Source organism: Devosia honganensis, from assembly GCF_042648785.1.
GTDB lineage: Bacteria > Pseudomonadota > Alphaproteobacteria > Rhizobiales > Devosiaceae > Devosia > Devosia honganensis.
Genome location: NZ_JBHRYD010000016.1, coordinates 39,196 through 54,920 on the forward strand (window position 1 = coordinate 39,196; position 15,725 = coordinate 54,920).

Here is a 15,725-nt window from a genome sequence, read left to right on the forward strand (position 1 = left end):
GTGAAAGGCGCAGAGCCGAACAGCCTTCTCCAGCATCGTCTGCAGCAGCATTGCAACTACGACAACTACGCCCAGAAGGACGACCTTCGCACTGCTTTGGTCGCTGAGCAGAGAGGTCTTTGCTGTTATTGCATGGGACGTATTCGGGCCGATGGAGCATCCATGCGGATCGAGCATTGGCGATGCCAGGCTATGTTTCCGGATGAACAACTCGCCTATGCCAATCTCCTAGGTGCATGCCGCGGCGGAGATGGCGAGGCCGCAGTTGGTCACCATTGTGATGTTCGAAAGGCGGATCAGGAACTGCGATGGAACCCTGCGAATCCTGAGCATGCAATTGAAGCGCGTATCCGGTACTTGTCGGATGGCAGGATTGAAAGCGCGGACGATGTTTTCAACGGCCAGCTGGATTCAGTCCTAAACCTCAACTTGGCGCGTCTTAGGAGCAACAGGAAAGCGGTATTGGAGGAAGTACTGAATTGGTGGCGCTCAACACCGCCGGCGCGCCGGAACATACAGGCGCAAATTGTTCGCCGCACAGACGGGGCAGATAAGCTTGCGCCCTTCAGCCCCGTCGCTGTCTGGTTTCTGCGGCAGAAACCCCGAGGGGTAGCTGCATGAACCACGCCCGATATTCGGAAGGGGCTTTCGAGACCGTCATCGAAGCAACGATGCTCGCGAATGGGGCGGTGCTGGAACCTGCGTCGGGGTTCGACCGTGATCGCGCCATCTTCCCTGAGGCCGTCCTCACCTTCATCCGCGAAACACAGCCGAAGGAATGGAAGGCTCTCAAGGCACTTCATGGGGAAAAGACCGGCGCCCAAGTTCTTGGCGACCTGACCAAATGGATGGACCGGGAGGGCTCTCTGGCCACTTTGCGTCACGGCTTCAAGTGCTACGGCAAGACTCTGCGCGTTGCATTCTTCAAGGCTGCGCACGGGCTGAACCCGGAGTTGGAAGCTCGCTACGCCGCTAACCGCGTCGGGCTCACGCGGCAATTGCACTTCTCGAGGACCTCCGAAAAGTCCCTGGACGTCGTACTGAGCGTCAATGGCATTCCAGTCGTGTCGGTCGAGCTCAAGAACCCGATGACCGGACAGACTGTCGAGCACGCCCTGCACCAGTACCGGCATGATCGCGACCCGCGCGAGCCGATCTTTGAGTTCAAGCGGCGTATGCTGGTCCACTTTGCGGCCGACACGGACACAGTGTTCATGACCACTCGGCTTGCCGGTGCGGCCACCCACTTCCTGCCCTTCAACAAAGGCAACAACGGTGGCGCCGGCAATGGGCCCGATCCCAAGGGGCGAAGCTACCGCACGGCGTATCTGTGGGAGGAGGTGCTGCAGCGAGACAGCCTGCTCGACCTCCTCGCGCGCTTTATCCATCTCCAGGTCGAAGATAGGCGCGACGACCAAGGACGAAGGGTCAAGAAGGAAACGATGATCTTTCCGCGCTACCACCAGCTTGAAGCAGTCCGGTCGTTGGTCGATCAAGCGCTAAGAGATGGGGTTGGCAACAACTACCTGATCGAGCACTCGGCCGGCAGCGGAAAGAGCAACACCATCGGCTGGCTGACGCACAGGCTTGCATCGCTGCATGATAGTGCGAACTCGCGAGTTTTCGATAGTGTGATCGTCATCACTGACCGCGTGGTCCTGGACAAGCAGCTTCAGGACACGATTTACCAGTTCGAACACAAGCACGGCGTCGTCCAGAAGATCGACGAGGACTCGCGCCAGCTGGCGGAAGCACTCGAAAGTGCCGTGCCGATCATCATCACCACCCTTCAGAAGTTTCCATTCGTCTCGCGTCAGTTGGCCAAGATCGCCGAAGAACGGGGAGAGGCCGACGGAGGTGTGCTGAAGATGCGCCGCTGTGCAGTGATCATCGATGAGGCGCACAGCTCGCAGGGCGGCGAGACGGCAACTGACCTGAAGGAAGTTCTCGGCGGGCAAGGCCTTCGCGAAGAGGCTGCTCGAGCCATGGCCGCCGATGACGAGGACGACATGGACGAGCTGTATCGGTCCATGGCGAAACGCGGAAGGCAGGCAAACCTGAGCTTCTTCGCGTTCACGGCTACGCCGAAACACAAGACGCTCAAGGTGTTCGGGCGCGACGGCAAGCCCGCCCATCGCTACACAATGCGCCAAGCGATAGAGGAAGGCTTCATCCTCGACGTGCTGAAGCACTACACGACCTACGCCACCTATTTCCGGCTGCTCAAGGCGAGCGAGGACGATCCTAACGTCGAGCGGAAGAAGGCGGCACGCGCTCTGGCACGGTTCCTCAAGCTGCATCCTCACAACATCGCCCAGAAAACCGAGGTGATGATTGAGCATTTCCACGCCGCGACGCAGCACAAAATCGGTGGCCGGGCCAAGGCCATGGTGGTGACGGGCTCGCGGCTCGAGGCTGTTCGCTACAAACAGAGTTTCGATCGTTACGTGAAGGAGAAGGGCTATGCCATCAAATCGCTGGTGGCCTTCTCAGGCGTCGTCACGGACGACAAGCTGAAGGATGTCACCTACACGGAGGAGGGCATGAACCTCGGCGTCCGTGAGAAGGAACTGCCGGAGGTCTTTGCCACGCAGGAATATCAGGTGCTCCTTGTTGCCGAGAAGTACCAGACGGGCTTCGATCAACCTTTGCTGCACACCATGTATGTCGATCGGCGACTTGCCGGCATCCAGGCGGTGCAGACACTGTCTCGCCTGAACCGAATCCACCCCCTAAAGGAGGACACGTTCGTCCTCGATTTCGTCAACGAACGCGATGAAATCCGCGAGGCGTTCAAGACCTACTACGAAGGCGCGGAGGTCGGCGAAGACGTCGACCCTGCTCGAATGTATGAGATCAAGGGCGAGCTCGACGCGGAAGGTGTCTACGTCGTCGCCGACCTTGAGCGTTTCAGTGCGGTATATTTCAAGCCTCGCCAGCGCCAGAGCCCGAACGATCATCAGTTGATGAATGCCGCACTTGATCCGTGCGTCGCCCGTTTCAAAGAGCTTCAGGAGGACAAGCCTGAGGAGGCCGAGCTGTGGCGCGGCAAGTTGATGGCATTTTCCAGTCTCTACGGGTTCCTCAGCCAAATCATTCCCTACCAGGACACGGACCTCGAACGCCTCTATGTTTTCCTGCGCCACCTCGCGACTAAACTGCCGAAGCGCGGCGCCGGGCCGTCCTACCAGTTCGATGACGAGGTGCGGCTTGAATACTACCGCCTGCAGAAGATCAGCGAAGGCTCTATCAGCCTGAATTATGGCCAGGCCACCCGGCTCGATGGCCCATCCGAGGTCGGAACCCGTGTCCTTCACGAGGAAGCGGTGCCGCTCTCGCGACTCATCGATGTCGTCAACGACCGGTTCGGCACCGACTTCAATCAGGCCGACCAGCTGTTCTTTGATCAGATCGTGGAAGCGGCGATCTCCGATGCTGCGCTGAAGCAAGCGGCGGCCGTCAATCCGGGCGACAAGTTCGAGCTCGTCTTCAAGAACTTGCTTGAGGCGCTGTTTGTTGAACGCATGGATCAAAACGAGGAGATTTTCGCACGGTTCATGAACGACAAATCGTTTCAGAAGGTCGTGACTGGTTGGCTGTCTTCGGAGGCTTATCGCAAGCTAAACACCTCGGCTGAGGCTCAAAGCAACGGGAACGTTACACTTCCCAGCCGAACCGACCGTGAAAGGCGTTAGCCGAGTTGAAGCCCCGTTCGATAAACATTTTCCTTCTTGATGGCGACCCAAACGGTATTCGGGTCGCTCAGATTTCCATGTCGACCATTCAAGCAATTGCCTTTCGAAGGAATCAGCTTCGGCGAGTAAGGGAGGCGTTTCCAGAGATTGAACGTCCTGGTGTTTACCTGCTCATTGGCTCAGACGAGAATGAACCCGACAGGCTGATCGCCTATATCGGCGAGTCTGAAGGCACTGGTTCGCGGCTCTACACCCACAATTCAAATGACGCAGGTCGTGACCCGAAGGCTTACTGGACCGATACCGTTGTACTCATCAGCAAAGGTGAAAATCTGACAAAGAGCCACGCGCGATATGTGGAAGCTTGCCTAATCCGTGCGGTTGGAGGCAATCCACGCTGGCACGTCCCAAACAGCAAACGTCCTTCCGAAGATGTTGGCAAGCTCCCGCTGCCCGACAGGGCGGCCATGGAGGAGTTCGTCGACCAGACCAAGACGCTTGTCGGTGCTCTCGGATGGGATCTGTTCCGTGAGATGCGCGGCAGGGCCGCTGAACCGCTGGAGCAACTGACTACTACCGTAGACGATCCGAGCCCGGTGTTCTTCTTCAGGGGGGAAGGCTTCTCCGCGGAAATGATGATCTCTCAATCGGGCGACTTTGTCGTGAAGGCAGGTTCCAAGGCCCGCGCACGCACTACGCCCACTATCCCCAAGGGCAGTCTCGCGCTTCGGGAGACGCTTCTGAAATCGGGCGTCATTCGCGCAGACGCCAGCACGTTGGTCTTCGCCAGCGACTACAGTTTCACATCAGCATCTGCAGCAGCAGCAACGGTCATCGGAGCCAGCGCGAACGGACGCATACTGTGGAAGCTTGCGGACGGACGATGCTACGCGGACTGGGAAGCGGAAGGCACGCCGCCCCAGGGCGAACCTGAGACGAATGGATGAAGCGGGTTGGATTACGGTCCGCTTTGCATGCGAATGGAATTCGAGAACGGTTGCCGCGCGATAAGCATTTTAGGTAAACGAAATCATAGCATTAACCCGCTGAACCATATGGGGTTGGTTGACGGGTCCAGAGAATATCTGCCCAGAGAGACCGCCTTCAGCGCTGCTGACACGCGGGGCGGTTCACAGCCCTTCCCGCATAACCCTCGAAAACAACGGGAAAATCCGGCCGAAGCCGGATCAGGAGAACGCTTTCGCGAGGGCAAGTGGCGGAGAGTTGCGGAAACTCTTCGAACTTAGAACTCACTGATTTTGATGAACTTTTTCAAGTCTTAAGTGATTGGGAACACCAGCTAAAACATGCCGATGTTGATTTTCGGGAGGTACAGCCATGAGCACCTTTCACCGAAAGCCTTACGGCAAACGCCCCGCACCGCTCTCAATCCGCCTGACGCCAGAGGAGCGCCGCCAGTTGGAAGAACTGGCAGGCACCATGTCGCTGGCGGGATATATCAAGATGGTTGCGCTGGAAGGGTATCGCCCCAGCCGAATTTCACGCGGCACCCGCCATGACCAGCAGGCATTGGCCAAGGTGCTGGCCGCGCTGGGCGCAAGCCAGCTTGCCGCCTCGCTTGAGCGGCTATCTTACGCCGCCGCCAATGGAAGCCTTTATGTCGATGACCGGCTGGCTGCGAAGTTTGCGGCGGCCTGCGATGATATTCGGGCTATGCACCTGCATCTGCTCGAAGCTTTGGGCAAGAAGCCGCCCAAAGCGCCGGTGCCGAACCAGCGGCTAGGCATCCGTTTCGCCCAAGCCTCCCAAATGGGAGGGCCGCATCTATGATACTGGTCGGTTCCCAACGTGGCGGTGCGGGCAATCTGGCCCGCCACCTGCTGAACGAAAAAGATAATGACCACGTGACGGTGCATGAGCTGCGCGGGTTTACCGCGCGCGATTTGCACGGGGCGTTTGAAGAAGCCCACGCCATATCGCTTGGCACCAACTGCAAGCAGTTCCTGTTCTCTTTGAGCTTCAATCCACCCAAAGACGTGGCGGTTGATGTTACTGCCCTTTTGGCGGCAGCGGAGCGGGCCGAAGAAAAGCTCGGCCTTTCCGGCCAGCCGCGCGCGGTGGTCATTCATGAAAAGAATGGCCGCAGGCATGCGCACGTCGTGTGGTCGCGGATTGATGCGCAGGAGATGAAGGCGGTCAATCTTCCGCACTTCAAAAACCGTCTTAACAGCCTTTCCAAAGATTTGTTTCTCGAACATGGCTGGCAACTTCCCGATGGCTATAAGGAAAACGGCTGGAAAAATCCGCTGAACTTCACTTTGGCCGAGTGGCAGCAGGCCAAACGCCTCGACCTCGACCCACGCGAGATAAAGCAGGTTTTTCGCGAAGCTTGGGCGCACTCGGATGGACAGCAAAGTTTTAAGGCCGCGCTGGAGGAAAGCGGCTTTTTCCTTGCCCGTGGAGATCGGCGCGGCTTTGTCGCGCTCGATATTCACGGAGAGGTCTATTCGGTCGCCCGCATGGCCGGGATCAAAACCAAAGACCTGAATGCCCGATTGGGCAGCCCCGACGCACTGCCCAGTGTGAATGAAGTCAAAGCCGATACGCATCGGCGGATGTCCAGCCGGTTGCGCGAACACCTCAAAACCATCCGCGCCGAACAACAGCAGGCGTTAACGCCGCTTGTTGAACAGCGCCAGAAGCTGGTCGCCCAGCATCGGGCTGAACGGACGACACTGGAACAAGGCCAGGAACGGCGCTGGAAAGCCGAAGCCCAAGAGCGGCAACAGCGTCTGCGCACCGGCCTGATGGGCGTGGTGGATTTTTTCACCGGTAGGGCAGCGGCCATGAGGCGGCAAAACGAGCGGGAAGCCTTCCAGTGCTTCGCCCGCGACCGCGCCCAAAAAGAAGCGCTGTATAAATTCCAATCCGGCGAAACCGCAGCCCTCCATAAACAGGTCGCAACGCTTAAAGCCCGCCAGCGGCAAGAGCGAATGCAGCTTGCCGCCCGTATCGGCCAGATGCTGCGCATCAGCCGCGAGAGTGACCGCAAGCGCGAGCGCCAGCCAGACCATACGCCGCAGCGCGGCATCGATTTCAGCCTTTAATCACAGGAGGCGATGATGAGCATGAATCTGCCCGTCACCTATACCCAGGCCCACGATACCAGCAAAATCCCGCTTGGTACGGCGGGCTGGATGAATTTTGTGGGCGATAGAAAACCCATTTATGCCGAAGGCGACCTATGGCTGGGTCGCCTGCCTTCGGGCGAAGCTGTCGGCTATAATGATGACCGCCATGTGCTGTTGGTCAGCGGTACGCGCTCTGGCAAAGGTGCGTCGATCATCATCCCCAATCTGTGCTTATGGCCCGGCTCCGCCGTGGTGATCGACCCCAAGGGCGAGAACGCCATGGTGACGGCCAGACGCCGCGCGCACGGCTCCGCGTGGGCAAGAGGCCAGATGCAGGAGGTGTATATCCTCGACCCCTTTGGAGAGGTCAGCACCCAGCATGATGATTTTGCCGATCTGCGCGCCAGCTATAATCCGCTCGACATCTTGAAAGGTGATAGCCGCACCGCGATTGACGACGCGGCGCGGATTGCCGATGCGCTAATTGTCTCGGAAGACTCGCGTGAGCCATTTTTCGATGACTCGGCCAAAACCATGCTCAAGGCGCTGCTGCTGCATGTGGCAAGCAGCTCTGATATTCCCGACGATAAACGCAACCTTGCGACGCTACGCAACATCTCGCTGTCAGGCGATGATGAAATGCGCCGCCTTCTGGAAATAAACGGTGAGGACGACATACCCACCGGCATGAGCCTGTTGTTCAAGGCCATGCAGCGCAACACGGCCTATGGCGGCGTTGTCGCGCAATATGGGGTGATGTTTGAGGAATTGCTGGGATCCTCGCCTCGCACGATGATGTCGGTGATGCAGGTGCTGCGCACCAATACCGATTTTCTCGATAGCCTTGCGCTGCGCGATACGCTTTCCCATTCCAGCTTTGACCTTGGCAATCTAAAACGCTGGCAAACCACGGTTTATCTGTGCTTGCCGCAACGCTATATGGCCAGTCACTATCGCTGGCTGCGCATGATGACGGCGCTCATCATCGGTGAAATGGAGCGCGTCCGCCCCACGCCTGCGCCCAAGCATCCTGTCTTGATGGTGCTCGATGAATTCCCCGCGCTCGGGCGCATGAAGGTCATTGAAAATGCCGCCGCGCAAATTGCCGGTTACGGCGTCAAGCTGATGTTCGTGGCCCAAACCCTCGCCCAGCTCAAGGATGTGTATAAGGATAACTGGGAAACCCTTGTCGCCAATGCGGGGCTAAAACTGTTTTTTGGCAACGACGACCATTTCACCCGCGAATATGTCTCAAAGCTGATTGGCGAGATTGAGGTTCAGCGCTGGACGGAAAGCCACAGCGCCACCAAGGGAACGTCAAAAAGTCGGAGTCACGGCCAGTACCAGAGTGAATCTGGCAGCGTCAGTTCCAGCGTGACAGACAGCTCGGGCTGGAGCGGGGGTCACTTCAATTTTAGCCGCAGCACGTCCTCCAGTTCCACCGTCGGATGGTCATCCGGCACATCCTCCAATAGCAGCGTCGGCAGTAATGAAAGCCAAACGCGGGGCAAGAACGAAAGCATCCACAAACGCTATCTGCTCACGCCCGATGAGGTTGGGCGCCTGTTTGGCAATCGGGCGCAACCGGCCATGCTGGCGCTGGCCTCGGGGATGCAGCCATTGGCACTCAGGCGCGGCACCTATTTTGCCGATAGACAATTTACGGCGCTGTTCGACCCGCACCGCGACCACAAGCCGCCCGTTACGCTCGAATACCGGAGACAAGAGCGTCTTAAAGCGCAAAGACGGACGGAGCTGCGCGAAGCGGAATACAAACGACTTCGCGCCGAGAAGGAGGCGCGGGACGCTCGCGAGCGCGAAGAGCTTTTGGCGCTACGAGCCGCCCAGCACGCGGCCAAAGAACAAGAGCTGGAGAGGTTGAAGCGCGAGGCCATTGCCAATGCGCGCAAGCGGCGCATCACGGCAATTATACGGCGCATAATCCAGCTTGGCTTTGTGGCAACCCTTGCGTGGGGCGCAATGCAATATCCGCCCATTGCCAAAACAGTGCACCAGGTTGCAACAGGCCTGCAAATTCAGTGGAACATTCAGGTTGACCGCTGGCTTTAAAACAAGCTCGGCTGGCGGCATGTTTCGGCAATGCGCCGCCATGCGGGCGATTGCTCAGCCTCGGCCAGCCATGCGGTTACAAAGCTTTGGGCATCGCCGTAGCGCTTCAAATCTTCGCCATGCAGGAAATGGGAGCGATAACCGGTCTCTGATATCGGAAAGGGCAACCGCCGCTCGGACGTAATTTCGATATGGTCAAAACCGGCGGCCCAATCGGGCTGATGGCGAATGGTGAGGCAAATGCCCTGCCAGACGATGGTGGAAATAGTAGGGGCGCTCATGAGCGCCCCACTTTCTTGGCCGTTTCTGCGGCTCCTGCATTGTCCATCGGGTGGCGCAGGACGATCCGGCCATCCATGGGCAGAACCTCAAGCTGGAGGGTCATGCCCTTTTTATCCTTGTGCTGCCAGCAAGCGCCGACTTTGTGCCAGTAGGATTTGTTGCCCTTGGTGGTGACGTTCCAGGCAATGAAGCTGGGGGCCGTAGCCTCTTTGCGGTTGGTATTGGACGTGCGTGCCATGTTGAAAACTCCTCATCTTTGGGTTGGCTCGTTACGCCTTCCCCAAAAACCGGCACATCAGGCGCAGCCGTCATGCGCAACACGGGTGAGCCCCGCCCAAAAACGAGGGGCGAACTGGCGCGGGCCGCCGCATTGACGGCCAGCCGTGACGGTGAAGGAATTCAGGCGTCATAAACGAGTCGATCCAGCCCATGAGGAAAACAAGCGTACCCGAGCGCGTACACCGGCCAGCAAGTCACGGGCTTATCCCCGCTTTGCCGCCGTTCTATCCCGAAGCAAACATCAATCATTAGCACGAAGGCAGACCGACAAACCCGCAAGGTCAATGGTATGACCTTCTCCACATCCGTTTCGCCCTAAAGGTGCGGATTATCAGCCCCCGCGCCCTCCCGATTGCCAATGCTCCGGAATGAACCGGGCAGGCAAGACAAGGGAAAACGCCATGCGCCTCACATTCTCTTTCCGCGACCTCGAAACACTCTCCACCCATGAGCTGCATCAGCTTTACGCCGACTTGCTCGAAATCCTGCGCCACGACGAGCTTGCGCCCCAGGAACGCAAGCAAGCCCAAGCCCTTGCGGGGAGTATCCGGTTGGTGCTCAACCGCCGCACATATCGACCACGGCCACCCTTTTAGCAATTAGGTCAATATTATTGACCTAATGTCCTTATCGCCGTATGCTTTTCTCAGATCGGCCAGCAGGTCGGTCCGGGGCGTGACAACCCTGAAACTGTACCGGCTGACACCCGTTACCGTGTCGCTTCTCGGCCAAAGGTTGGGAGGCGGCGTTGTATGCCAAAGCCTTGCGACCAAAGAGCGCCGCGCCGTCTCGTATAGATTCCGGTTGTCAACTCCCGGCCACCAGCCAGCACAGTGCGGGTCTGGTGGTCTATTTCCAGCATGGTGAGGATTTGAAGCGCTACGGCGATGCCCAAAGCGGCCAGTGATAATTTCCGAAAGTCAAAGATTGGTTTTCCCTAAATAGTAGTGGGCATCGTGCCCAACACAAAAACAATGGGGTAAACCATAATGTTAACAATAGCATACGGTATAATGGCCGCTTGCTATCTCATCCTCATCCTGCATGGTATGGCGCTGCTGTTTTAGGACAAAGGGGGCGAAAGCCCCCCGCCTTTGCCGGAAGAGTCGGTGGCGATCCGAAGACTTAGAGCCGAACCGGCTCAAACCACGCCGCACAATCCGCCAGCCTGATAAATTCTGGTTCGGGAAAGCGATGTATCCGCTCGATAGCTGATGCGGGCAAGGGTTCAACGGCGCAATCCTCAAATTGAAAACCCTCAATCGAATAGCCGCTCGTATGCGCCCAAAACACCTTTTGGATATGCAAAGCCAAGCCATGCGGCCTTAACGAAGGCACTGGAAATGCCGCCTCGACAATGCAGGGAATGCCAATGCGTTGGAGAACCAGCGAGGTGTCTGGGTTACCCTCATGATAATTGTAGAGCGCTTCACCGCCCCAATGCCGAAAAAAGCGCCCTATACCGCTTCTTCCGGCAAGGCCGGGCTGATAGCCGACAAACCATAGTCGTCCGGCCCGATTCCAATCGGCGCTCTGGTTTTTAGCTTTGAGCTGTGCAGCGATTTCATCGGTAAGTACGCCTTGGATGACCAACCTATCAATGCGGCTTTGCAACATGGTCTCATCTGGCAGTTGTAGGCCTTCGGCTAGGATATGGCTAATTTCATGCTCGGTTAGCCGCGTACAATGCCAACCTTTGACGACATAAGGCTGCAAGGCACTTGTCACGCTATAAATGGCGCGGTCATAGGCCTGTCCGCTTATGCTGCCATCACCCCGCTCCCACGCTGCAAACAGCGCCTTGTGCTCGTCCAGCGCATCCAACAATTCTGCGGGCCATAGTGCAGGGCGGGTTAGGTCAAGCACAGAGGGGGTGATAGTTTCGATCATTCGTCTTTTTCGCTTACTGACCATTTATTTCGTCGCTTGGGGCTAGCTCGATACGCTCAACCGGGTAGACCGAAGCGAAGCGACAATGGGCAAGACACCATTCATGCGCGGCTGGCGACAGCCACAAAATAATCTCCAAAGCCTTTGAATGGTGGCTTGGTAGGTTCCAGGCAATTATCGGCTCATGATGGGCAATGCGGTTCCGCAAAGTCCGTATTGGACGTAGTGGGCCTGACAAGTCCTTGCGACGCAGCCCCTTTCCATTGGGCTTTCGGGCAATCCGGAATAATGTTGTTTGCCATAGCGTTTCGTAATCAGGGCTAAGCATAGAAGTCCAAAAACTGAATGTGAGCGCGGCCACGACTCTACCCGGCGTTGCTTCTTTGCCATCACCATTGACGTCGCTTATCGCCTTTGCAACCTGCTCTTGCTGGTGGGCTAATTTGATAAGGGTATTGTTTTTGAACCAATCCTCACCATGTGTCACTGACATGGTGGTGTGTATGCGGTTGCGCAGAGATACCTCCAGCATTTGCATTGTGATATAGAGGCTTTCAGAAAGCTTGGCATTGAGCGTATATAGCTCAAGAGCACGCGCGCGGTCACCGGCTGCCCAGCCCTCATAGCGAGCAAACCGTTCATATGAAAGCGCTTTTTCCAGTTCGTGCTCCTTTGTCATTCTGTGTCCTTAAAGCTTGATATTTTCCCCTACCTGCACTATTCTAATAAGTGGACACCCCGGTACCGTCTCTGCCTCTGGCACGCGGCCGGGGTAAATCTTTTTTAGGCACCTTTTAGCCCGGCTGGTGTTTCAGCGGCAGCCTTGGCTTCCTTCTTTTTCTTTTTGGCAGCCGCAAAATCAGGCTCAAGCGCCCGAACCCTCTCGATGAGGCCGTCCAGGTGATAGATATTGCTATTCCAGTCACCAGCGGCTGTCTTTCGCTTCTCCCTGACAATCAAGCTAGCTTGTTCCAGCGCTCTGACATTATTCTGGATGGTTTTAGAGGTAACACCAATGCGTGTGGCCAAATCCCTCTTGCTCGGGAAAGGCTTGCGTGCCGGGTCAATCCAATAATCCAGGAGCTGCAAAACAATATTTAACTGAATTGGCGAAAGCCCAAGTCGGCGCTGCCCCTGAATTAAAATTGACGGCACGCCAGTATAGCCGTGACTATAAACAGCTTTTCCCCATATCTTTTCAGTTGAAGATGATTTTTTCTTCTCTTGTTTTGGAAAATCTAAGATCGACGCTGTGTTGGATTTCTTATTCATGGCCAATTCCTTTCGCCTTCTAACTATAGGAGGCGGATTGACATACGGCAATACATGTCTCGGGCGTAGGTGGGGAATAGGCCTTACCCACCCAAATTACGGTACTTGCGGTCATTCTGAAATGGCGTTGTACGGTTATCGTTGTTTATGTGGCCGCCAAACGCCCCTACCTACAGAAGCTGGTTTCCCCACCCCTAGGGAAGCGCTATTCCTTACCTGAGGTGGTGCAAAGATGCGGCTTACGCCGCATCCTCGGAGTTCCACGGCAAGGCCGCCTGCTCAAGCGCCAACAGCCAGTCGGCAGCTTGGGATGCCTTGGAAGCGGCGGTAAATACGGCTTTCTTGTCGGATTTGAGCACTTCAAGCCAGTTCTTGATATAGCTGGCATGGTCAGCGCGCGGCTCCGGCGTGATGCTAAGGTCAGCACACAGGAACGCTGCACCCAGCTCGGCCACGAGTTCTTCCATGGCGTAGGCTTGGGTGCCGAAGCGTCCGGACATATCGCGGTCGAGGCGGGATTTTACGCCTGTCCAGTGCGTCAGCTCGTGGAGAAGGGTTGAATAGAACCCTTCGGCGGGCGTGGTGGTGTCGGTACCGGTAAAGCGGCGGCGCTCCGGCATGCGGATTGTATCAAGGGCGGGAATATAACAGGCACGGTCTCCACCTTCCTCGATACGGGCACCCGTGGCCTTGGCAAATCCTTCGGCACGAGCAATCGGGTCAAACATAGGACGTTCAGGCAATTCTGCCTGTTCGGGCAGGTCATAGCCGTCGACCTGCGCGGCATTGAACACCCAGCTTGCTCGGGCAATCATGCGCTCGGCCTGCTCGGCTTCGCCGGTCTGGTCATTGACCTGCTCAAAGTCGATAGTCTTATAAAAGACAACCAGTGAGGATTTCTCGCCCTTGCGGACTTGGCAGCACTGCGCCTGCCATTGACGATACGTACCCCAGACATTGGACGGAAACTCGCTGGCAAGGGCCGATACCCAGAGGCTAACGATATTGACGCCGTTATAAGGCTTGCGCGAGGCGATATTGACGGGGCGGGCAAAACTGCCGCCTGTGGCCTTAATCCAGGGCAAGCGGAACTCGCCTGCGGTTTCGATGGCATCAACGATGCGGTTGGTGATTTCCTGGTGAACGTCGAACTTTGTGTTGCGTGACATGGTTTCTCTCCTTTGCCGGTTTAAGCCGCGACCATCGCGGCCTGATGGCGTCCGGAGAGACAGGCCAAAACAGCCCTTGCACCCCGAAGGGGCGGGCAAAGCGAAAAGACGGCGTATGCCGTTGCAAGGGATGGGAGGGACTGTCAGGAAAGCCACAAAGAAGGCCGCAATGGTTAGCGGCGACGGGCTTCTAGGAGAAGACGACTGGAATACGAATTCGATCAAAGGGAAATATGCTAAGTGTCCAAGCCTATGACTTAGAACCCCGCAGAAGCCAGACGCTGCCTGCGCCCCATCCAATGAGATTGAAATTTTGGTCCTTTAGAATCTGGCGGTGACTCCGGGCGGAACATTTTCAATGGCAGAGGCGTCGGCAAATCGGGTCCGATTATAATAGCCTCGCCAGGGGCGAGCATTGGAATGAACTGCGCAGCAGAGCGATCAAGATCGCCGCAAGCGTGCTCCACAGTGTTACGATCTTGCTCGTTGGTTAGGCGATGAACTATCAGCGTTCCGAGCTGACTCAGTACATCGTGAGGAATATCGCGCGGACGTTGCGTTGCCAGAACGCAAGTGAGGCCATACTTTCTTCCCTCCTTGGCGATTAGGCCAAACGAATCCAAACGTACGCTTCCATATTCATCGCCAACGGTGCGTCCGAGAAACTGGTGCGCCTCATCGAGGAAGACAACAATCGGTTCATCCCGGAAACGTCCTTCGCGGGCAATGCCAAGGAGATAGCGCCCAATAATGTTGAGCAAAATTTCACGTGTATTGTGCTCGAACCGAACCTCTTTGAATGAAATCACTGCGATATCGCGTTCGTCATCATCAAGAAATTTGTTGATCTCATCGACGAGGGAATCACCATGCGTTCGAAAAATGCACTCCAGTTCACGGGAATTGGAAAGCGTCGCAATACGAGATGCTAGAGACTCACAGTAGCTTGCGGCGTTGTTGTCAATTCCACCAAAATTGCTGGGAACGTTTTGGGAATTACCCCACACGCATTCCAGCTTAATCTGCTCTGACAGTTTAGTGATATCGAAGTTGCATTTCGGGGAATGGATCGCCACAGAGTTGGCCTGAACAGCATTGAAAAACGTTTCCCGTGGGCGGTTGGCCTTTTCTATAAGGCCTCCAACCATATGGAGGCCGGTAGGGGCATTCTGCCCAAGCGCCCGAACCAGTTTTAGGCTTTTTACAGCATCTCGCAGCTTTGGACCTTGGCTTTGGCCGGATGGACGGAATAACGAAAAAAGATCGTCCTCCGTAATTTCTGTATAGGGAAAATGAACGTGACGGGCATTGGGGACATTAGCCTCGAAAGCGAAAATGGTGTCCACTCCCGCTATGTCGCAAAACTCTCCGGTTGGATCGAAGACAATAGCCTTTCCGCTTTTCTCTTTGATTTTTTCGATGAGACTCGCGATAGTCCAGCTCTTTCCGCCACCGGTCGCGCCGAAAATTCCGCAATGACGCCCCAAGAGCTTTTCAGGTGGCAGGTCTATGGTGACGTTGCGGCTTCCTGCCTCGATTACGCCAACAGGAATATTTATTTCGCCTTCCTTCGTCGCACTCTTTCCGATCATCTGCGCTAATATTTCAGCACTGGCCAAGAAAACACCATCCCCTATTTTTGGGTAAGTATTAACGCCACGAGAGAGCTTTGTGTCTCCATCGGTCACAGTGGCAAGCAACTGGATACGGCCGATAGGGTTGGGCGTGACCGATGCACCGAGATGAGGCTCTACCGACAGGCGTTCGACATCGGGTATCTTTACTTCCGTGATACGCCCTAGCAACTTTGTTCGCTCGCAGTCTATAAAAACGAAATCGCCGACCGCACCAAGCGCAAGCGCTCGCCGCTCCGGGTGAGCGCTTGCGAGAGGCAAATTGGCCTGTACCTGGCCAGCGTTCACGACCGTTACGGTACCGATATATTTGTCCGGATCGACGGGGCTGATTGTCACCAT

The 15,725-nt window shown here is 56.4% G+C and carries 14 protein-coding genes; 7 read left to right on the top strand and 7 right to left on the bottom strand.

Going from position 1 to position 15,725, the window contains the following annotated elements:
* The 6 genes from ACFOOL_RS16005 to ACFOOL_RS16030 all read left to right on the top strand — a co-directional run bounded on the left by ACFOOL_RS16005 (window position 1) and on the right by ACFOOL_RS16030 (window position 8,857).
* Window positions 1-621, top strand: coding sequence for a retron system putative HNH endonuclease (locus ACFOOL_RS16005; protein ID WP_380098357.1), 621 nt, complete (start codon window positions 1-3; stop codon window positions 619-621).
* A complete protein-coding gene (locus ACFOOL_RS16010) occupies window positions 618-3,695 on the top strand; it encodes a type I restriction endonuclease subunit R (protein WP_380098359.1) in 3,078 nt (1,025 codons plus the stop codon). The genes ACFOOL_RS16005 and ACFOOL_RS16010 overlap by 4 nt, the downstream gene beginning before the upstream one ends.
* 5 nt (window positions 3,696-3,700) lie before the next feature.
* On the top strand, window positions 3,701-4,642 hold the full coding sequence (locus ACFOOL_RS16015) for a GIY-YIG nuclease family protein (RefSeq protein WP_380098360.1): 942 nt from the start codon (window positions 3,701-3,703) through the stop codon (window positions 4,640-4,642).
* A 391-nt stretch (window positions 4,643-5,033) separates the two neighbouring features.
* Window positions 5,034-5,486 (top strand): hypothetical protein, encoded by a 453-nt coding sequence (locus tag ACFOOL_RS16020; RefSeq protein ID WP_380098362.1) that lies wholly within the window; start codon window positions 5,034-5,036, stop codon window positions 5,484-5,486.
* Window positions 5,483-6,763, top strand: coding sequence for a relaxase/mobilization nuclease domain-containing protein (locus ACFOOL_RS16025; protein WP_380098363.1), 1,281 nt, complete (start codon window positions 5,483-5,485; stop codon window positions 6,761-6,763). The genes ACFOOL_RS16020 and ACFOOL_RS16025 overlap by 4 nt, the downstream gene beginning before the upstream one ends.
* 15 nt (window positions 6,764-6,778) lie before the next feature.
* The gene (locus tag ACFOOL_RS16030) at window positions 6,779-8,857 is read left to right on the top strand and encodes a type IV secretory system conjugative DNA transfer family protein (protein ID WP_380098365.1); all 2,079 of its coding nucleotides are present in this window, start codon (window positions 6,779-6,781) and stop codon (window positions 8,855-8,857) included.
* Here ACFOOL_RS16030 and ACFOOL_RS16035 read toward each other — a convergent pair.
* Window positions 8,854-9,138 carry a hypothetical protein gene (locus ACFOOL_RS16035; RefSeq protein ID WP_380098366.1) on the bottom strand — a complete coding sequence of 95 codons (285 nt, stop codon included), beginning with the start codon at window positions 9,136-9,138 and terminating at the stop codon, window positions 8,854-8,856. The genes ACFOOL_RS16030 and ACFOOL_RS16035 overlap by 4 nt on opposite strands.
* The gene (locus tag ACFOOL_RS16040; protein WP_380098367.1) at window positions 9,135-9,377 is read right to left on the bottom strand and encodes a hypothetical protein; all 243 of its coding nucleotides are present in this window, start codon (window positions 9,375-9,377) and stop codon (window positions 9,135-9,137) included. The genes ACFOOL_RS16035 and ACFOOL_RS16040 overlap by 4 nt, the downstream gene beginning before the upstream one ends.
* Window positions 9,378-9,819: 442 nt before the next feature.
* Between ACFOOL_RS16040 and ACFOOL_RS16045 the strand changes: the two genes are divergently transcribed.
* On the top strand, window positions 9,820-10,014 hold the full coding sequence (locus ACFOOL_RS16045) for a hypothetical protein (protein ID WP_380098369.1): 195 nt from the start codon (window positions 9,820-9,822) through the stop codon (window positions 10,012-10,014).
* 529 nt (window positions 10,015-10,543) lie between these two features.
* Here the strand turns inward: ACFOOL_RS16045 and ACFOOL_RS16050 are convergent.
* From ACFOOL_RS16050 to ACFOOL_RS16070, 5 genes are all read right to left on the bottom strand, one after another.
* Window positions 10,544-11,308 (bottom strand): hypothetical protein, encoded by a 765-nt coding sequence (locus ACFOOL_RS16050; RefSeq protein ID WP_380098370.1) that lies wholly within the window; start codon window positions 11,306-11,308, stop codon window positions 10,544-10,546.
* Between the two features lie 13 nt (window positions 11,309-11,321).
* Window positions 11,322-11,987: an Abi family protein gene (locus tag ACFOOL_RS16055; protein WP_380098372.1), complete on the bottom strand. Its 666-nt coding sequence runs from the start codon at window positions 11,985-11,987 to the stop codon at window positions 11,322-11,324.
* A gap of 104 nt (window positions 11,988-12,091) precedes the next feature.
* Complete coding sequence (locus tag ACFOOL_RS16060; RefSeq protein WP_380098374.1) at window positions 12,092-12,580, bottom strand: helix-turn-helix domain-containing protein; 489 nt, start codon at window positions 12,578-12,580, stop codon at window positions 12,092-12,094.
* 239 nt (window positions 12,581-12,819) lie between these two features.
* Complete coding sequence (locus ACFOOL_RS16065; protein ID WP_380098375.1) at window positions 12,820-13,749, bottom strand: ArdC family protein; 930 nt, start codon at window positions 13,747-13,749, stop codon at window positions 12,820-12,822.
* Window positions 13,750-14,006: 257 nt separating this feature from the next.
* A complete protein-coding gene (locus tag ACFOOL_RS16070) occupies window positions 14,007-15,725 on the bottom strand; it encodes an ATP-binding protein (RefSeq protein WP_380098376.1) in 1,719 nt (572 codons plus the stop codon).